This window comes from Cellvibrio sp. KY-GH-1 (genome assembly GCF_008806975.1).
Taxonomy (GTDB): Bacteria; Pseudomonadota; Gammaproteobacteria; order Pseudomonadales; family Cellvibrionaceae; genus Cellvibrio.
The window spans coordinates 209,046-228,594 of the sequence record NZ_CP031728.1 but is presented as its reverse complement, the minus strand read 5'-3'; the positions used below and the strand labels follow the sequence as shown (position 1 = coordinate 228,594).

The 19,549-nt window shown below is 50.0% G+C and carries 17 protein-coding genes; 9 read left to right on the top strand and 8 right to left on the bottom strand.

Annotation, left to right across the window (positions count from 1 at the left end):
* The first annotated feature begins 7 nt into the window (after nucleotides 1–7).
* Nucleotides 8–1,342, top strand: a complete 1,335-nt coding sequence (locus D0C16_RS00895) for a DUF1552 domain-containing protein (protein ID WP_151030593.1) — start codon at nucleotides 8–10, stop codon at nucleotides 1,340–1,342.
* A 112-nt stretch (nucleotides 1,343–1,454) separates the two neighbouring features.
* Here the strand turns inward: D0C16_RS00895 and D0C16_RS00890 are convergent, their stop codons facing one another.
* The 3 genes from D0C16_RS00890 to D0C16_RS00880 all read right to left on the bottom strand — a co-directional run bounded on the left by D0C16_RS00890 (nucleotide 1,455) and on the right by D0C16_RS00880 (nucleotide 4,521).
* On the bottom strand, nucleotides 1,455–2,723 hold the full coding sequence (locus tag D0C16_RS00890; RefSeq protein ID WP_151030592.1) for a valine--pyruvate transaminase: 1,269 nt from the start codon (nucleotides 2,721–2,723) through the stop codon (nucleotides 1,455–1,457).
* 69 nt (nucleotides 2,724–2,792) lie between these two features.
* Complete coding sequence (locus tag D0C16_RS00885; RefSeq protein WP_151030591.1) at nucleotides 2,793–3,158, bottom strand: response regulator; 366 nt, start codon at nucleotides 3,156–3,158, stop codon at nucleotides 2,793–2,795.
* Nucleotides 3,159–3,255: 97 nt separating this feature from the next.
* A complete protein-coding gene (locus D0C16_RS00880; protein ID WP_151030590.1) occupies nucleotides 3,256–4,521 on the bottom strand; it encodes a YihY family inner membrane protein in 1,266 nt (421 codons plus the stop codon).
* 72 nt (nucleotides 4,522–4,593) lie between these two features.
* Here D0C16_RS00880 and arsC point away from each other — a divergent pair, with 72 nt between their 5' ends.
* The 4 genes from arsC to sppA all read left to right on the top strand — a co-directional run bounded on the left by arsC (nucleotide 4,594) and on the right by sppA (nucleotide 8,097).
* Nucleotides 4,594–4,938 carry an arsenate reductase (glutaredoxin) gene (gene arsC, locus D0C16_RS00875; protein ID WP_151030589.1) on the top strand — a complete coding sequence of 115 codons (345 nt, stop codon included), beginning with the start codon at nucleotides 4,594–4,596 and terminating at the stop codon, nucleotides 4,936–4,938.
* A gap of 14 nt (nucleotides 4,939–4,952) precedes the next feature.
* Nucleotides 4,953–5,549, top strand: coding sequence for an NAD(P)H:quinone oxidoreductase (wrbA, locus tag D0C16_RS00870; RefSeq protein ID WP_151030588.1), 597 nt, complete (start codon nucleotides 4,953–4,955; stop codon nucleotides 5,547–5,549).
* 64 nt (nucleotides 5,550–5,613) lie between these two features.
* Nucleotides 5,614–6,135: a DUF2069 domain-containing protein gene (locus D0C16_RS00865; RefSeq protein WP_151030587.1), complete on the top strand. Its 522-nt coding sequence runs from the start codon at nucleotides 5,614–5,616 to the stop codon at nucleotides 6,133–6,135.
* A 15-nt stretch (nucleotides 6,136–6,150) separates the two neighbouring features.
* On the top strand, nucleotides 6,151–8,097 hold the full coding sequence (sppA, locus tag D0C16_RS00860) for a signal peptide peptidase SppA (protein ID WP_225318852.1): 1,947 nt from the start codon (nucleotides 6,151–6,153) through the stop codon (nucleotides 8,095–8,097).
* 68 nt (nucleotides 8,098–8,165) lie between these two features.
* On the opposite strand, the gene D0C16_RS00855 is transcribed toward sppA, so the two are convergent.
* From D0C16_RS00855 to D0C16_RS00840, 4 genes are all read right to left on the bottom strand, one after another.
* Nucleotides 8,166–10,415 carry a PQQ-dependent sugar dehydrogenase gene (locus D0C16_RS00855; protein ID WP_151030586.1) on the bottom strand — a complete coding sequence of 750 codons (2,250 nt, stop codon included), beginning with the start codon at nucleotides 10,413–10,415 and terminating at the stop codon, nucleotides 8,166–8,168.
* Nucleotides 10,416–10,600: 185 nt separating this feature from the next.
* Complete coding sequence (locus D0C16_RS00850) at nucleotides 10,601–12,382, bottom strand: glycoside hydrolase family 9 protein (RefSeq protein ID WP_191968623.1); 1,782 nt, start codon at nucleotides 12,380–12,382, stop codon at nucleotides 10,601–10,603.
* 217 nt (nucleotides 12,383–12,599) lie between these two features.
* A complete protein-coding gene (gene hda / locus D0C16_RS00845; protein WP_151030584.1) occupies nucleotides 12,600–13,313 on the bottom strand; it encodes a DnaA regulatory inactivator Hda in 714 nt (237 codons plus the stop codon).
* 18 nt (nucleotides 13,314–13,331) lie between these two features.
* Nucleotides 13,332–14,747, bottom strand: a complete 1,416-nt coding sequence (locus tag D0C16_RS00840) for a DUF2066 domain-containing protein (RefSeq protein ID WP_191968622.1) — start codon at nucleotides 14,745–14,747, stop codon at nucleotides 13,332–13,334.
* Nucleotides 14,748–14,952: 205 nt separating this feature from the next.
* On the opposite strand from D0C16_RS00840, the gene purM reads away from it, so the two are divergent.
* The 4 genes from purM to D0C16_RS00820 all read left to right on the top strand — a co-directional run bounded on the left by purM (nucleotide 14,953) and on the right by D0C16_RS00820 (nucleotide 17,960).
* Nucleotides 14,953–16,008: a phosphoribosylformylglycinamidine cyclo-ligase gene (gene purM / locus D0C16_RS00835; RefSeq protein ID WP_151030582.1), complete on the top strand. Its 1,056-nt coding sequence runs from the start codon at nucleotides 14,953–14,955 to the stop codon at nucleotides 16,006–16,008.
* Between the two features lie 3 nt (nucleotides 16,009–16,011).
* Complete coding sequence (gene purN, locus D0C16_RS00830) at nucleotides 16,012–16,680, top strand: phosphoribosylglycinamide formyltransferase (protein ID WP_151030581.1); 669 nt, start codon at nucleotides 16,012–16,014, stop codon at nucleotides 16,678–16,680.
* 11 nt (nucleotides 16,681–16,691) lie between these two features.
* Nucleotides 16,692–17,405, top strand: a complete 714-nt coding sequence (locus D0C16_RS00825; protein WP_151030580.1) for a DUF3108 domain-containing protein — start codon at nucleotides 16,692–16,694, stop codon at nucleotides 17,403–17,405.
* A gap of 69 nt (nucleotides 17,406–17,474) precedes the next feature.
* A complete protein-coding gene (locus D0C16_RS00820; RefSeq protein WP_151030579.1) occupies nucleotides 17,475–17,960 on the top strand; it encodes a peptidylprolyl isomerase in 486 nt (161 codons plus the stop codon).
* Between the two features lie 104 nt (nucleotides 17,961–18,064).
* Here the strand turns inward: D0C16_RS00820 and D0C16_RS00815 are convergent, their stop codons facing one another.
* Nucleotides 18,065–19,543: an IS1182 family transposase gene (locus D0C16_RS00815; protein WP_225319008.1), complete on the bottom strand. Its 1,479-nt coding sequence runs from the start codon at nucleotides 19,541–19,543 to the stop codon at nucleotides 18,065–18,067.
* Between the last annotated feature and the right edge of the window lie 6 nt (nucleotides 19,544–19,549).

Here is a 19,549-nt window from a genome sequence, read left to right as displayed (position 1 = left end):
AGTCATCATGAAAAGACGTTCATTAATCAAAGCCATAGCGGCTGGGTCTGTGACGGCGATGACCCCGCTGGCGACCATGCTCGCCCGCTCAGCCATGGCCGCAGAAGTTCAACGCACGCGCACACTGTTTATCTACCACCCCAATGGTTGCGTACCCGATGTATTTTTCCCTCGCGCCGGGTCGCTAGCCGGTGCTAGTTTCCCGGCCATGACCGCGCCGCTTCAACCCGTGGCCCAGCATCTACTGTTCCTGGACGGTATTGGTTACGAGGGAACCGCCAACACCCACGAAGGAGGTGCGCTTAAATGCCTGACAGGCGTAGCCACCTCAGCGTCGGGCGCCTCATCCATTGAGGTGCAAATGGGCAAAGAAGATTGGGCCAACCGCGCGACGTCGGGCGTTTCACGCCCATCCCTGCAAATGGGCGTTGGCACCAAATGGGGTAGCGATACCTCAAAACGCGTCAGTTACGACAACGGCACCAGCTTGCATCCGGTAGATGACCCCCGAATCCTCTACCCACAGCTATTTGGTGCGGCAGCGGCTGGCGTAGACCCCAACCAAATCCAGGTACTGGCAAGAGCGCGTGAAGATTTAACGCGCTTGAGTACCGCACTCGGTAGCATCGAGCGGGATCGTTTGGAGCAACACGTAGCGGCGTTGGATGTGCTTGAGCAAAAACTGAATGCGGCCTCAATGTCCGGCTGTCTGGACGTTGGAACCAGCATTAAACCGCGCGTGGATGCCGTCATCGGCGGCGAGGAACAAGCTCTCTGGGCGACCCAGGTACTGGCCAACATCTCGGCGATTCAACAGGACATAACCGTTGCGACCCTGTCGTGTGGTATTACCCGCAGTATCGCCTTTATGTACGGAGTTCCGGTATCGCCAATAGTGGTACCGGGTACCAGTACTGGCGACCATGACTTGTCGCATCAAGACGCTGCCGCCCACACCACCAGTAAAGTTTGGTGGATGGGGCAAATCCGGCAGTTTATCCAAAAGCTTGCCGCAACACCGGATGTCAACGGCAGCTTGCTAGATAACACCATCATCTGCACCGTCTCTGACCTTGGACACGGCAACTACCACAACCATCACCGTATTCCGATGCTGTTGGCAGGTGGAAAAAATGCTGGCCTGATCACCGGGCGCTCCGTAGATCTGCGCCCACTGGGGGAACCAGGTAAACGCTGGGGCGACCAGGTGGCGACCCAAGGCGGGGTAAATCACAGCAACGTATTAATGACCATCGCCGAAAAAGCGGGATATACCAGTGTAAGAATGCCAACCGCAAACGGGCGAATTGGCAACGTCTGGATTAACGGAAACGGGCTGTAAACTCAGGAACTTGGAACGCAACACGGATGCGATCTTTACCCGGAAAGCCAGTTGGCTTTCCGGGTTTTTTCTTTTGAGGGGATTACTTAAGTACAACAAAAAAGATTGGCTATTACACGCGATAAATTAAACTTAACTCATCGGCAATAATTTTCGCACCCTGCTCCACGACTTTAGGATCCTGGCAATAGGTCACGCGAATACATTCGTGTTTGTGCTGCCAGTCCTCTTCCAGCCCCGGAAAAAAGTGATGGCCAGACACCACCAATACCCCACGCGCTTTTAGCCGTTGATAAAGTTCCTCACTCGATATTGGTAAATCCTTACACCAAAGCCACAAAAAAATAGCACCTTCCGGTTTGTGAATTAAACAGGGCAAATCGCCGAGGTGATGTTTAAACGTTGCTACCGCATGCTCCATACGCGCGCGATAAAACGGCGCTACGACTTCGCGACTCAGTTGCAAAATTTTTCCGTCCGCCAATAAATGTTTAGCGAGTGCCGGGCCAAAATTACCCGTCGCCAAACTGAGAATGGTGTTGGCTTTGGCAAACGCATTAATCATTTCCGGGCTGGCTATCACAATGCCGGTGCGCGCACCGGGCAACCCCAATTTAGAAAGACTCAAAACCAGAATCGTATTGTCATTCCAGTGCGGCGTGGCATTGGCGAATAAAATATTTGGAAATGGGGTCCCATAAGCACCGTCCACGATAAACGGAACACGATGCGCTCGCGCCAGCTCATCCAATTTTAATAATTCATCATCGCTAATGACATTGCCAGTGGGATTAGTGGGGCGAGAGACGCAGAGAGCGCCGGTATTTTCGGTAATTTTTAATTGCGCAAAATCCACATGGTATTTAAAAAAGCCGTTGGGCAATAATTCAATACTCGGGCGAGTCGCAGTAAAAAAATCTGCATCGATGCCCAAATCGCTGTAACCCAAATATTCCGGCGTTAAGGGCAATTGAATTTGTTTCTTGCTACCGTCAGGGTATGCACCCGCCAGCAAATTAAACAACACAAAAAATGCCGATTGGCTACCGTTGGATAAAGCAATATTCGCACGCGAGATCGGCCAGCCGTATTCACTCTGCAATAACTCTGCAATCGCATCCAATAATTCTGCATCACCTTGCGGCGGCTGGTACACACCTAGTAGTTGATGCGCATCTTTTTCGTTATTCAGAGTTTCGCGCAGGGCCGCTTCAAATGCCTGCTCCATAGCGGGAATACGCGCTGGGTTGCCACCCCCCATAAAAATCATATTTGGGTTAACGCGCAGAGCATCGCCCAAGTCATCCATCAGGGTGACTATGCCAGCGTCGGTACACAGCTTTTGGCCAAAACGGGACAGTGAAAGGGAGGAAGAGATCATGAATAAACGCCAGCTCAGTGATTAACAAACTGGCGGCAATCTAACGGCAGAACACGCAAAACACCAGAATCAAATGATGCCAAATCGCTTGAGGGTATCTGCCAACTTATCGGGATTGACCGGCTTCTGGATAAAATCCAGCGCGCCCAACTGGGTAACGCGGGCATGGGCGGTCGGTTGAATATCACCAGAGATTACGATAATCATCGCGTCCAGCCCTTCATTTTTCACCGCTTCCAAAACCTGATAACCATCCATTTCTGGCATGGTCAGGTCCAGAAACACCATCTCACCCTTACCGTCGCGAATTGCTTGAATACCCTCTGCGCCGTTGGTGGCAAAAGTAATATCTACCTCCAGCCCTTCCGGTAAAGAACGCGCGACTTGCTTCCGCGCCATCATAGAGTCATCACAAATCAACAGAGGAATTGCCATAGTTAAAACAGGTCTTCTTAAAGTGTAAGGGGCAAAATCAGGTTGTTATCGAGAGTATAGACAGGGTTTTTTCTGTGCAGAAATATTTTTATCTCTCTTATTTTTGCAGATCTTTGTTGCCGTCAGATGTACAGAAAAGTGACTCCACCGATCTACCCAAGTGCTCCTGCGTAAACCTGTCCACTGCCCCCAATTGCTCCAACGCCTCTCTGCCCCAAGGCAAATCCGCAAGGGATTCGTGCTCGCGCGGCAGTTGGCGCGGTACATCCAGTATCTCCGCCAGGTCGACCAAACGCAGGTTTTTCAGGTCATGGCAGAGCAAATAGTCACCCTGATAGTTGGTAGTCAACACGTGGTGCTTGACCAGCGCCTCACTGATTCGCAACCACTTTTCCGCCGACAACCCTTGGCGCAGGAGGGCTCGCTCAGGAACTGCGTTACCCTCGCGCGACGCCTGATAGCAGCGCCAGAGGATCATCAAACTCGCGAGCAGATCAGGGTAATTACGGTCGCGTAGGCCTATCTGGTGGGCATTGATCGTATGCACAAATACAGCGCCACCCAGAATAACCGTCCAAATCAGGTTCACCCAAAGCAAAAACAGTGGTACGGCTGCAAACGCGCCATAAACCAATGTGAACGAAGAATGGCTGACGATCCAGCCAAACGCTGCTTTTAAACCCTGGAACCCCAGGGTCGTAAAAAAGCCACCCACCAGCGCATGCCTCACCGGCACTTTGCAATTGGGCACGGCGACAAATAGCAGGGTAAACGCCGCCCAGGTCAATAACCATGGCGCTAGCTGTAACACGGTTTCTACAACCCCCAAGCTGTCATAAGTGCCAACCAACAAGCGGAAGGACGCAAGATAGGTACTCATCGCCAGGGCGACACCAAGCAATAGTGGCCCTAAACTCAGGATCGCCCAATAGAGTAAAAAGTTAGCCACGCCGCGCCGGCCGCGCGCCACACCCCAAATGCTATTAAAGTTCTGCTCAATGTTTTTGAGCATCAAATAGGCCGATACCAACAAAAAAGCCAGACCAAATGCCGTAAGCTGACGCGCCTGGCTAGAGAAATCCTGCAAGTATTTACCCAGATCCTGTTCGCTATTAGGCAGAAAGTGATCAAACAATAAGGATTGAAGTTGATCACCCAGATTCTGGAATGCGGGGATGATGGAAAACATGGAGTAAGTCACCGTCATCATCGGGACAGTCGCAAAGAGTGTCATATAGGTGAGCGACGCAGCGCTCTTTTGACAGGATTTCACCTGATATTGGCGAACCATTAAACACAGAAACCCTAGCAGCCAGCGATAATGTTTCCTCACACTGTTCCAAAATGTATTCAACCAGGGCATATCAACAAATCCTTAAACCTAAACGGGAACCCAGCCGCTATAATCGGCGACATTCCCCTACGGACGCTAAAAATGATCACACTCTATCACAACCCGCGCTGTTCAAAATCGCGCGACGCCTTGAGCTTGCTGCGCGCCAAGGGTGTAGAACCAGAGGTAATTCTCTACCTGGAAACACCACCCAGCGCCAAAACGCTCAAGGCATTACTGGCAAAACTGGGCATGAGTGCGCGCGATTTATTACGTAAAGGCGAAGATGCCTACAAAGAATTAAATCTGGCCGATGAGAAGCTCAGCGAAGCCGCGCTGATTAAGGCGATGGTAGAAAATCCAAAATTAATTGAGCGCCCCATTGGCGTTCAGGGCGACAAAGCCGCCATTGGCCGTCCGCCGGAAAATATTTTGACCATACTGTAAACGGAGGTAATTTCATGTCTGCCTATGTATTGGTGCTGTATTACAGCCGTAATGGCTCCACCCTGGAAATGGCGAAACAAATTGCGCGCGGTGTTGAGCAGGTTAGTGGTATTGAAGCGCGTTTGCGGACTGTACCTGCGGTTTCCCCAACGACGGAAGCCAGCGAACCGGCAATTCCTGCCAGCGGCGCGGTTTATTGCACTACCGAAGATTTAAAACATTGTGCCGGTTTAGTCCTCGGCAGCCCTACCCGCTTTGGCAATATGGCCGCACCCATGAAATATTTTCTCGATGGCACCAGCAGCCATTGGTTAAATGGCGATTTAATTAATAAACCGGCGGCAGTATTTACATCAACTTCTACCTTGCACGGCGGGCAAGAATCAACGTTGCTTTCAATGATGTTGCCGCTTCTCCATCAAGGTATGGTGATTACCGGCATTCCCTACAGCGAACCCGGCTTAAACAGCACCCGCACGGGCGGTAGCCCTTACGGGGCATCGCATTTTGCTCACGGTGATACGCCAACCAAACTCAGTGACGATGAAATTGATTTATGCCAGGCATTGGGCAAGCGCGTCGCAACACTTGCCCTCAAACTGCAACTTTGAAACTGATTCAGCACAGGAACCGTCGGGCTGTAAACCATAAAGCCAGCAACCATAAGGCAAATTCATGACTCAACCGGAACAAACACCAGAAACCGAAACTGGAAAACGTAAAAAAGAAATTATTATTACCGATGCGGATGCACTGGTATTGGAAAAGAAATTGCGCACCGGAAAATTAATCACGCTGCTCAGCTTTGGGGGATTATTAATTATTTTTACCCTGCTCAACATCACCAGCGAAAAACGCAATTTGGTGTTTTGGTTATTTCAAATGTTTCCATTACTGATTTTTATTCCGCTGCTGCGTAAACCAACCCACCGCACTTACAGCTGGTTGTGTTTTGTATCACTCATGTATTTTGTTGGAATTATCCCGCTTCTCATGAGTAGCTGGACGTTCGCTTATTGGCTAATCACGTTGTTAACCTGCGCCTTGTTTATTGGCGCCATGATGACCAGCCGCTGGCTGCAATACTGGAACTATTATTTATTCACCAAACAATCTATCAATCAACATGCAGGCACCGATCAATCCAATCCCAACCCATCCACTCACACGTCTGCCGCAGAAAGCAGCCACCGTTAATTCAAGGAATCTATCGTGTCAGTCAATTACTACGAACCACCTGAATTGTCAAAGCCAGCACCACAACCCGCTGCCGCAGCACCCACCTCCCCGGCAAAAGCAGCTCCGATAAAACCAAAGGAACCGATCGGCTTCTGGCGCTTTATGGGTTATTTGGGTGGCGCGTTAACCTGGGTGAGAAATACCCTCGCCAATCTACTGTTCATCATCATTATTTTAATTTTGCTCGCGGCCATCGGCGCTAATGCCCCACACCCACTCCCCGAAAATTTTGCGTTACGCATTGCGCCAACCGGAGTATTGGTTGATCAACGCAGCTATATCGACCCCACCAGCTTGTTGCTCTCCGATGAAAATCCCGACGAAAACGAAACCGTTGTCAGCGAGCTGGTAGAAGCTATTAACAAAGGCGCGAATGACAAGCGCGTGACTCACCTGGTATTAGAACCCGGCAAATTGCTTGGCGGTGGTCTCAGTAAGATGAATGAAATTGGCCAGGCGCTGGAAAATTTCAAACAATCAGGCAAAAAAATCCTCTCCGTAAGCGACAACTACTCGCAAGAACAGTATTACCTCGCCAGTTTTGCCGACGAAATTTATCTGCACGATATGGGTGTAGTGGAAATCACCGGTTACGGCCGCTACATGAATTACTACAAAACCGCATTGGATAAACTCGGCGTTACTATTCACGCGTTTCGTTCCGGCAAATACAAAGATTACCTGGAACCCTATTTGCGCGATGACATGTCCGCCGAGTCACGCGAACACAACGAACAATGGATTAGTGAACTATGGGCCACCTACACTAACAACGTAGAACAGCGTCGCCAGTTACCGCCCGGTAGCATCAACGATTACGTGAACAATCTGGATGCACACATGGCACTTACTGAAGGCGATAGTGCCAAGCTGGCAATTGAAAAAGCTCTGGTCGATAAAATTCAATCGCGTCAGGACACCGATCAAATGCTGATTGATACGGTTGGAAAAAGCAGCGAAGGCAATTGGTATAACGGCGTGGGTGTTAAATCATACCTCGCCGATATTCGCAAACACCCAACGGTGGAAAAAAATAAAGTCGCCGTTATCACCGCCGTGGGCTCCATTGTGGATGGGCATCAACCCGATGGTTCGATTGGCAGCGACAGCATGGTGGAGTTGCTACAGCAAGTAAAAGATGACAGTGACGTAAAAGCGCTGGTCATTCGTGTAGACTCAGGCGGCGGCAGTGCCTTTGCATCGGAAGTGATCCGCACTGAAATTATTAAATTGCGCGCGAAAAAAATCCCCATTTATATTTCCATGGGCAGCGTGGCTGCGTCTGGCGGTTACTGGATCTCCACTGCGGGCGATAAAATCTGGGCACAACCCACCACCATTACCGGTTCAATCGGCGTATTCGGCGCATTTCCTACCCTGGAAAATTCACTCAAAAAAATCGGCATTAATACCGATGGTGTAGGAACCACGGAATTGGCCGGCAGCATGCGCCTGGATCGCCCACTCTCAGAAAAAGCCGGCAAAATTGTGCAGCAAAGTGTGGATAGTATTTACCAGCGCTTTATTACGCTGGTTGCCGATACTCGCAAACAAGAAAAAAGTGCAATTCACGAGATTGCACAAGGCCATGTTTGGACCGGAACCAAAGCGAAAGAAATTGGTTTGGTCGATGAACTGGGGACCCTGAAGGATGTAATCGCAGCGATTGCCCAAGATGCAAAACTCGACACTTACAAAGTGGAATTTGTAAAACGCCCACTGTCTCCCAAAGAGGAGTTCCTACGCTCACTCACCGAAGGACAAGCCAGTGCACTCGCACCTAAAGCGCTACTGGAAAAATTTGCGTCACTCAGCGTGTTGAACGACCTGGCACCCACACTAAAACCGCTACAGGAAATTCAAAGCCTGAATGACCCGCGCGGTATTTATGTGAAATGTTTTGAGTGTGTAGCGCCTTGATTTTCTGCACCGCTACGACAGTGCTAATAAACCTGTCGTAGCTTGATCGATTGGTACTCACGCTATCATTACTCACATCCCGTTAAACCAGAAATCCAATCACTCACCACCTGCACCGCCGCCTCGTCAACCAAATGCGTACCCAGTGTTGGCATTTGGTTGCCGTTGCGCACTTTCATCCGCGCCAGCAATACTGATCGCGCAGGCTCACCGGGTGCAATCAGCCGCGCATTCGCAATACCCAGGTCTTCTACCATGGGGCGAGCATCGCAGGCATTCATTGCAGTTAATGTCGAAGAAAAACGAAGATCCAAATTTACCGAAGATACGCCCGCTGGGCGATGACACCCACTGCAGTTGCTGTGCAAATAGGAACGTGCACGCTGTGCAAGTGTTGCACTCGGGTGATCTAGCGGAAATAATTTTTGCGCTTTTTGGGTAGTAGTCATTGCTGAAGAGAACAATTGGATATGAGCGAGGGTATCCAATTGATTTGCACTAATGCCGGAATAATTCATGCTCGCATTTAGCTGCAGGGTTTCCAAGCCCAGTGAAAAATTGGCGGCTTGGGTGTGACACACCAGACACTGCGCAGGGCTGGGATATTGCCACAAAATAGTGTCGATGGTTTTTTCTTTGCCATCTGCTAACAGCGTTGCGTCTGTTTGATCATCGCGCCATTCATAGCTGAAACCCTGCCACCCCAATTGGCCGCGCGCAAACAAGCGTGTCTCAATATATTTATCGCCAAGCTTGAAATGTTTCAACAATACACTTCCCACCGGAAATAAAAAATCGCCGTCACTCGCCAAATCAATTTTGGTATTATCCGGCAGCGCCAGATAGCGCTCTTTGGTGGCTGAGTCGGACCAGAGTTGGGTTTCTACGTTGTAGGGAATCATTGCAGTTGATGGCAAACGTGGATTAGCTGCATCGACACAGCCTGTGGCCGACAAACGTTGCGCCATAGTTCCTGGAATTAAACTGCCTCCGGTTGCTTGCAATTTTACAATCTGCGAGCCGGCACCGCGCTGCCCAATCGCATAGAGTTCGCCTTGATTGTCCTGCGCAAAGGACACTATATCCACCGGCACATCACCATGGCTCGCCACATTGACATTTTCACCAGTGCGCGTAATGGACTGCATGGTGTTGATGCAAAAATCGGTATAGAAATATTTTCCATATGCCGCTGGATATTGGCTGCCACGATACACGAAACCACCAATGATCGAACACACACCCGTGTTGTGGCTAATCGATAACACCGGCCGAATTTTATTGGTGGTAGAGCAATTAGGTCTGCCGCTGTAGCACGTATCGCCTTCCATATCACCCCAACCGTAATTACCACCGCGCGTAATTACATTAACTTCTTCCCAAGCGCCCTGCCCGACATCACCCGCCCATAGTTCACCAGTTTCCTTATCAAAACTAAATCGCCAGGGATTGCGTAAACCATACGCCCAAATTTCTGGTGACCCGCCACCACTGGCAAATGGATTATCTCCCGGTATGCCATAATTTTTCTCGGCGCTCGATGAATCAACATCTATACGTAGAATTTTCCCCAGCAAATTATTTTTATTTTGGCCATTTTGTTGCGGATCGCCGCCACTACCGCCGTCACCGGCGCTGATATACAAAAATCCATCTTTACCAAACGCGAGTTGACCTCCATTGTGATTGGAAAATGGCTGATCAAAACGCAATAAAATGAATTCGCTATTTTTATCAATATCCCCATTGGCTAAAAATCGATAACGCGCCACACGTGATTCCAACCCATTACTTTGGTTACGTCCCATATAATAAAAATACACATAGCGATTGCTGGCAAACTGCGGATGAAATGCAATCCCCAAAAGACCTGTTTCACTATCGTTAAAGTCAACACGATCCTCAATATCCAACACAGTTGTTAACGTGTTTGCAGATGACTGATTAGGAAAACGCACCACAATGCCGGACTGGCGCAGCGCATACCAAACACTATTGTCATCGGGCGATTGAATTAGATTGGTGGCTTGCACGATATTTGGTAGCGATGGAAATATCGCGGACCAACTAATAGTGGTGGAACCAGAAACAATCGGCACTGGTGCCATACAGGTTTTGTTTCCAGGTCGATTAGCCAGACCGGAAACCACATTGCTTTGGGATGAGCTCGCCGCAGAATTATTCGATGTAGGTGATGAAACAACGATTGAAGAGGCAATCGATGAGGAAGATGGCTTATTACCACCACCCCCACCGCCGCAGCACAACAACATCAAACTACTGGCAATTAAAATTATTATTTTTACACAGATTTGCATGTTCCACTCCTCGTCCAAAAACAACCGTTACGCGATTTTTAATGCAACTGTTACGAGATTTTACGAATGACCATCATGCGCCGCCCGACACGGCAAAAACACCCTAAACATCACAGAAATAAAAACGCCAGCACGTTGCTGGCGATTGTAGGATTAACGGCTTAAAGGAACTTAAAACGGCATTTTTACTTTGGCGTTAACGCTTGCACCGCAGCAGTTACATACACAAGGGGCGCATTCCAGTTAATAGCAATTTCATTACTCGCGTAGCTGCAGTAATTATCCAGATAGGATTTCGCGGCCAGGTTAGATGGATATGTAGCATTGCATCCGGATTTATCCTGCTGCCCGGGCTGTGGGCCACCCGCAATAAAACCCGGAATTGGTTCTGCAATTTCATCGGCCTCTGAAGGGCGATGATGTGGATGCAAAGTCGACCTTTCGCCGAAACCCGTGACAAATGAAGTGTCTGTTGCATTGCGCCCGAGTACATAATCCAGTTGCGATTGCGCAACATCCAGATACTCGCGCTTGCCGGTCAAGCGATAGGCCTGTACCAACATCAGCGCCTGATTCAAAGCACCGGAATTACTACCCCACACAAAATTTCCTTTTTGCATACTGGTTTTATACGGCGATACCGACCATGCCGTGTGCAAGCTTGCCGCAAGTGACTCAATGCGCTTGGCAATCAACGCCTGATCCGCAACGGTCGTTAAATGGTCGCGATGGTGCGCCAGAGAAACCCAGGCAAGACCGCGAACATCGCCCCATGACGGTACGGTAATCTGGGTTTCACTTGGTTTAAACGCGCTATAGAAAACATCGTTTTTAGTTGTGACATACAACTCGGACGCTGCCCAAGCAAATTCATCTGCGAGATTTTTATCGCCATATTCACCGGTTTTCACATCGCTCGGCTGTTGGTAGGTAATTGCAGGGTTTGCATTTGCCCATGCCCAGGCCGACTCAGCCGCCGCCAACATTTTCGCTGACATTCCCGGCAGTTGATTTTCATACTGCGCAAATACACGGCTGGCAGTCGCCATTACGGCGGCAAAATCCAATGCGGCTGCTGTTGTCTTTTGCACCACATAGCGCTCACTGGTTGCCTGGTGCGGCATCACTGTGCCATCAAAATTTTTATTGGTGAGTTTGTGATAAACACCGCCATCATTGGGATCCTGCATGCTCAGCATCCATTCCAGATTCCACAGAGCTTCATCGAGCAAATCCGGCAGTGAATTACCACTCTCGGGAATCACCAAATTCTGCGCATCAAATAATTCCGGAAAGTGCTCGTAGGCGGCAAGCAAGCTGTAAGTGGCAATCCCTGAGTTAACGATGTATTTGTTGTAATCACCCGCGTCATACCAACCTTTGGGACTGGTAATCACAAATCCCGCCGGGCGCGCGTCGCTCGCGGCAGACGGATGAATTAATACCTGAGTATCCGGGTGCCCAAGTGGGCGCGCAAATTTTCCGGCGTGTTCCGACAGTAATTCCGCGCTGGCGCGATTGAAATAAAACGCCTTGATGCTCGCAGCGAGCAATGGCTCATAAGCATCGGCAGCGATGGTAAATACGTGTGAATCCGCGAGACCTTCAATGTGGATTTGATAATCGCCCGGCGCTTTTACACTCGAAAAATCCGCAAGCTTTACGCGTTCACCTGAGGCATCCCACACTACCCCCATTCCTAAGCGCCCACTAAATACTTCAGTTGTTGTGCCCGCTTTAACCACTTTAAAGCCGGTCTCAGAGACATCGGGTACTACCGCAAGCTTCATAGATTCCGGTAAAAAACCCACTTGATTCAATTTAATTAACCCTGCGACGCCCGCGCTAGTTGTCGCACTGACAGCACTACCAGAGCTGCCGTTACCGCCGCTGCCGCAGGCCACTAAAAAGCCGGAAAAACAAATGAGCGCAACAACGCTGGTCAAACGATTGAGGGAAAATAGCATAGGGATCTCCATTACTGACTAATCAATACCCGTCAGATTGATAACACGATTGTTATGTTTATCGCAGCGGTGCGATGAAAAACGCGGCGTAATCTAAAGTGCAAACAGCGTTGGAGCGCTCCGATTTACGCAAAAAACCTGAAGTGGTGACCACGACAGAAACCAACTGTCGCGGACATCCGAATGGGAATGATTGTGGGTGCGAAACCCGGCGGGATCAAATGGCTAATACTTTCTTTACAAAAGGAATGGTTAGCTTGCGCTGCTCGGCGAGTGACGCATGATCGAGCCGCTGCAACTGCCAGAAAAGTTCGTTGGTATCGCGCGGCAAGCGCTGGATGATGTATTGCGCCACGTCGTCGCTCAACTCCAGGCCGCGAGCGCGAGCGCGCAATTGCAAGGCCTGCTGCTTTTCTTCATCACTCAGGCTGTGCACTTGATAAGTAACGCCCCATTGCAAACGCGAGCGCAAATCTTCCAGTGAAATCGCCAACTCGCGCGGACTGTGCTCCGCCGCCACTAACAGACGCTTTCCCTGCTCACGCAAACGATTGTACAAATTAAAAATCGCCAGCTCCCAGTCCGGGCGCCCAGCAACAGTGGGCAGGCAATCGAGGCAAACTAAATCCAGCGCTTCAAGACCAACAAACAACTCATCCGGGGCGTAGCCCACCAGATCACGCAACGGCAGGTATTGCGCCGACAGACCCGATTCCTGCGCTTGATGACAAGCCGCTTGTAACAAATGGGTCAACCCGCAACCCGGCGCGCCCCATAAATAAATAAATGCTTCGCCGCTTGCATCCAATTGCGCGCGTAAACCCTGCACCACCATGGCATTGTGAGTTGCTGCAGGCGCATAAAAATTTTTAAAGGTGGCGTCATCATTTAAGTTGACGCTAAGGGATAACTGCTGTGGCAAGTCAATCATAACTACTTCTGCCAAACTCTATTTTTGCCAAACGTAAATTAACGGATCATCCAAGGTACCGGCATGAGCCGGCACAAACGGAGCAGCGGGCGTTGCTTCTATCGCCGCCACTCCATCAAGTTGCGCATTAGCAGCCTGTTCATTCGCGAGCGCCTGATCCAACTCTGCCATAGCGTCAGCATCAATAGCGGAATCACTTTGAACAACAGAACTGGCTGGATCGCCTGCCGCGACGACTTGCACACCAGCAGTAGATAGGCTATCAGATTGTAAAGGGGCCAAGCGGCGACCCAGCGCGAGTGTACTCATCAATAATTTGATATCTCCCTCGGTGGTTAAACGCACTAACAGACCATCCGCATTCACCGAGACAACTTCCATGCGTTGTACCATCGCCAGGTCATCCAGATAACGTTGCGCCTGCTTGAACGCGCCAAAACTGGTGATATTACCCACACGCAACACAATAGTTTGCGGCCCCTGATTGGTGGGGATGATCGCGTATTGGTTCGCAAAGTAATCCGCTGCACGATCAATGGCCGATGCAAACAGTCCCGCAACTTCCGGAGTTTCATCCGTAAAGGTTTGGGGATAATCGCCATGAAGCAATTGCCAATCACCCAGCCAGGGCCCGAGCACGGGCGGCGGCACCATGGTCCCATCTGCTATTGCCGAAGCTTCACTCGAACTCGCACCGACAGACAATGACGGCTCACTACTTGTTGCCAGTCCAGTAGAGGTTGCCGCACCTTGATCTTTCGCCACTGGTACCGGAATAGGTCCCAGGCTTGTTGGAGCGTAACGCCCCACAAGAATTGCATCCGCTTTATAGCGCAACGAAGCGGCTTTGATTTTTTCTCCATCAACCGCCCAGAGATCTTCGGCGGTTAAGGACAAACTGTCTTCCAGATCCAACTTGGGAAATGCCAACGGCAAACCACGATAAGCAGCCTGCCGATTCATCGCCTGCAAATCAACGACCTGCGGAACCTGATGCAAGCCTGTTGCATCCTTATACACCAACCAAACGAGCAACTTGGGGCGGGTGGCGGGCCACAGGGGCAATTGGGCTTCACGCAATAATTGTTCTATTGCCTGAGGCTCGTAGTTCAGTTGCAACGCCAGCGCAGGTAGGGATTTGCCGTCTTCAGTTATTTTTTCCGCCGTGGATTTATAAGTAAAACCAAACAGATAGTTCTGTGCCTTGGGCAGTGCCTGCTGGATTATCGGGTGCTCCACCGCGTTGCGTTGACCGCTAACCCGCACCATCAACTCACCAAAACTGGCCCGTGCCGCCGTATTGCGCTCGGATTCTCCCTGATTCTTTACCAGCACATCGGCACGATAGACATCCACTTTTTGCCCGGCGTTTACCCAAGGTGCCAGCGGTAGAATCAATAACAATAAACAACGAACTGCCAGAGAATGCGTCAAAGCTAACCCCTGATTTGCCTGATTTGAACGGATTTGGCGGCATTGTAACAGGCTTGCTGCAACAGGCGGCAAACTCCTTTAAAGGCATAATCACAATTTCAGCACAGACTATTTTGGGCAAGCATCCCCATGCAACGGCATAAGCTGTTAGAATGGCGGCCTTTTTTAAAACCACTCCAACTGTCAGAGCTGTGAGCCCTTTCTTATGAGCCAAAACCAAACCTCCACTCCATCCTTAAGTTACAAAGATGCAGGCGTTGATATAGACGCGGGCGATGCCTTGGTTGAACGCATCAAAAGCGTCGCCAAGCGCACCCGTCGCCCCGAGGTAATGGCCGGCCTGGGTGGATTTGCTGCCCTGTGCGAAATACCTGAAGGCTATCGCCAACCGGTGCTGGTTTCCGGTACTGACGGTGTAGGCACCAAGTTGCGCCTCGCAATGAATCTGCAAAAGCATGACACCATTGGTATAGATCTGGTTGCCATGTGCGTGAACGACTTGGTAGTCACCGGCGCAGAGCCACTGTTCTTCCTCGACTACTACGCCACCGGCAAACTCAACGTTGATGTAGCCGCTGCCGTAGTTGCTGGCATTGGCGATGGCTGTGAACTGTCCGGCTGCTCACTGGTAGGCGGTGAAACCGCCGAAATGCCCGGCATGTACGAAGGCGAAGACTACGATCTGGCCGGTTTCTGCGTAGGCGTAGTGGAAAAATCTGAAATCATTGATGGCAGCAAGGTAAAGGAAGGCGACACCTTGATCGCCCTCACCTCTAGCGGCCCTCACTCCAATGGCTACTCATTGATTCGAAAAATTATCGAAGTTAGCAATGCCGACCTGAACCAGGATTGCGGTGGCAAGCCTTTGGCTAGCGCCCTGATGGAACCAACCCGAATTTACGTGAAATCAGTGTTGAAGCTGATCAAGGAATCCAGCGTTAACGCTATGGCCCACATCACAGGTGGTGGTCTGACCGAAAACATCCCACGCGTTCTGCCGGAAGGCTGCAAAGCAGTTATTGATACCAAGAGCTGGGCTTTCCCACCGGTATTCCAGTGGCTGCAAAAAGGCGGCAACGTGGACATCCGCGAAATGTATCGCACATTTAACTGCGGTGTAGGCATGGTAATCGCCGTTCCTGCCGGTGAGAAAGATGCAGCGCTCAATATCCTGCGGACTGCCGGCGAAAGCGCATTTGTTATTGGCCATATCGCCAAAGCCGTTGGCGACGAACACCGCGTTGAATTGCAAGGCCTTTAATCCATGTCTGATGCTGTAAAACCCATGCGAGTCGTTGTACTTATTTCTGGCAGCGGCAGCAATTTGCAAGCGTTGATTGATGGCGTTGTGAGCGGCGATTTACCCATAGAAATTGCCGCCGTGATTAGTAATCGCCCCGATGTAATGGGGCTTACGCGCGCCAGCAATGCTGGCATTCCTACGCTAGTACTTGACCATAAGAACTACCCTACACGTGAAGCCTTCGACGTTGAGCTGATGCAAACCATCGATGCTTACACACCCGGACTAGTAGTACTCGCTGGATTTATGCGCATACTGACACCAGCATTTACCGAGCACTATCTTGGACGCATGCTGAATATTCACCCGTCACTTTTGCCCAAGTTTCAAGGCCTGCACACCCATCAACGCGCAATTGAAGCAGGCGAAAGTCACCACGGCGTGAGCGTACATTTTGTAACAGCAGAGCTGGATGGCGGACCTGTAGCCATACAAGCGCGAGTACCCGTACTCACAAGTGACGATGCAACCCTCTTAGCAAAACGCGTGCAGCGCCAGGAACACATAATCTATCCGCTGGCCGTAAAATGGTTTGCCGAAGGCAAATTAAAAATGACTCAGGGAAAAGCCGAACTGGACGGTGAACTTTTAGCGGAATGTGGCTATCAAATTGATGCCCCGGATGCCTAACGGTAACGATCATGCCCAGCCTGCGCCCAATCCTGCTACTCTGCTTGTTGCTTGCATCCACTACTACTCTGGCCGCAGAGCGACCCAAAATCTTTGACAATCAATACAAGGCAAAACTGTACGGATTTAATATTACGGTCACCAATCGCCTAACCAAAACCACCGACAACCAGTACGACTTACTGTTCAAATTTGACTCGATGATTGGCACCATTACCGAAACCAGCCAAATGCAGTGGGATCAGGCCAAGCAAACTATTAAACCTCTCCACTACGTTTATAAGCGTCGCGGATTGGGGAAGGATCGCGATGCGGATTTGACCTTTGACTGGAACAAAAAAACCGTTATTAACAAAGTTCAGCAAACCAACTGGCAGATGGACATTGCCCAACGTGTGCAAGATAAACTGAGCTACCAAATTCAATTGCAGCAGGACTTAATCAACGGCCAGAAAAATTTCAGCTATCAGATCGCTGATGGCGGTCACCTGAAGGAATACAAATTTATTACCCTGGGCGAAGAAGTATTGGAAACTCCATTGGGTAAAGTAAACACTGTCAAAGTAAAACGCAGCCGCGAGAATGACAAGCGCGTTACTTACGCATGGTTAGCGAAAGATTGGAATTATTTGCTAGTGCGCTTGCAGCAGGAAGAAAAAGGCAGCAAATACACCATTTACATTCACAAGGCATCTGTCGATGGCAAACCCATCGAAAAATTTTAGCACCCTATTCACCCAAACCATCTTATTCAAGATCATATTCGCTTAGTTAATTTACCCAAAAGGCTCTTTATGAAAATTGCAGAAAATAGCGTTGCCAGCTTTCACTACACCCTCACTGACGGCACTGGCAAAGTGCTGGATTCTTCTGAAGGGCAAGATCCACTGTCTTACCTGCACGGTGCAGGTAACATTATCCCCGGCCTGGAAGAAGCACTGGAAGGCAAAGTAGTTGGCGACAAACTGAATGTTGCCGTTAAAGCAGCACAAGCATACGGATTGCGTGACGACGGCTTGGTACAAGAACTGCCATCAACCATGTTCTCTGGTATTGAGCAAATTGAAGTCGGCATGGAGTTTCACGCCGAAACCGAACACGGCCTGCAAGTAGTAACCGTAACCAAAGTGGAAGGCGATCAAGTAACTATTGATGGCAACCACCCACTGGCCGGTGTTGACCTGAACTTTGATGTAGAAATTACCGAAGTGCGTGCCGCTACCGAAGAAGAACTGAACCACGGCCACGCCCACGGCGCTGGCGGTCATCATCACCATTAATTGCAACTGCTTTTCTCCGAAAGCAGCGCGCAATAAAAAAAGGCTCCAATGGAGCCTTCAGATCGTTGACAAACCCCACCCTAAAAAAGTGGGGTTTTATTTTTTTAGCTCGCGCTGTGCATCAACCGCATTTCTGGCGATTGATTTCCAATCCGTTCATTTTTCTCGATAAAACGCGATATAAGTATCCACAGCGCTTGAACAAGGCCTAACACCACCAATGGATTATAAAAACGCGCCAGCAACAGCGCTATCTTCTTCATATTCTGGCACGCAGCCGCCAACAAACACTGGCCACTCACGCGACGCAAGCCGCGATAACGTGCATATCTATGACCGTGCAATTGTTTCGCGTCGGCAAAGCTGCGCTCCACCGTTTCCTTTCTGCGTTGATAAATCCGTTTGCCTTGCTCGGTGAGTCGTCGCGCATCAGTGCGCTCCACACTGTCTTGCCACACATGGCGTGTGATGACTTTGGTGTGGTTGCGACTGCGCGTGCATTGATCCAAAAACGGACAGCGTTTGCATTGCTCTGAATCGGAGCGGTATTCGCGATAGCCCAATCGGTTGGTGGTGTTATATGAAATCAACTGACCCGCCGGACAGGTGTAATGATTCTGATCGGCATCAAACACAAATTTGCGCCTGGCAAATAAGCCTTCCGCTTTGTTGGGGCGGCGATAGCCAATAACGCCCTCAATATTGCGATCTTCCAAACCTTTGCAGATGCCTGCAGTTTTGTAGCCTGCATCCAATCCCACCGTGTACGGATAAATATTGAAGGCCGTTAATTGGCGATCCAGGCGTGCCAAATAAGGTTTGCTGTCATGCACGTTGCTCGGTGTGACGTGGGTGTCCGTGATGATGTTGTATTTACCATCCACGGTGCGATGGTCGAGATAATAAAATCCTTGGGGCTTGCCTTCGCGTGTTAAATAACCACTATCGGGATCAGTGGTGCTGACTTTAATGTCGCGGGTTTTTGGCTCGGTATCGCCCGCTTTTTCTTTTAGTGGGGCTTTGCCGTTGGCAATTCGGTCTTCATCAATCGCCACTTCCAACGCGGTTAAATAATCCGTCGGCGTTTGCGTGACGGTGTGAATTTCAAACTTCTTTTTATTGGCATTGGCTTTCATGTGGGTGCTGTCGGTGTAAAGCACATCGCCGCCCACCAAGCCGTGGCCAATTGCTTGGCGAACAATCTCATCAAAAATTTGTTGCTCAATATCAGTCGCTAAAAACCGGCGCCGACGTTGCTGGCTAAAGGTGGAGGCATCAATGATTTTATCCGTGAGACTCAACCCCAAAAACCAACGATATGCCACATTCACTTGCACCTCGCGCACTAACTGCCGCTCGCTGCGCACACCAAACAAATAACCAATAAACAGCATTTTAAATAACAACACCGGATCAACTGCAGGGCGGCCGTTGTTATCGCAATATAAATGGCGGACTTGGTCGCGGATAAATTCGAAGTTGATGTACTTGTCGATTTTGCGCAGTAGATGGTCAGCCGGAACGAGATCCTCAAGGATCACCATTTCCAGTGTGTGTTGGCGCGGCGCAGGTTCTTTGAGCATGGCAGT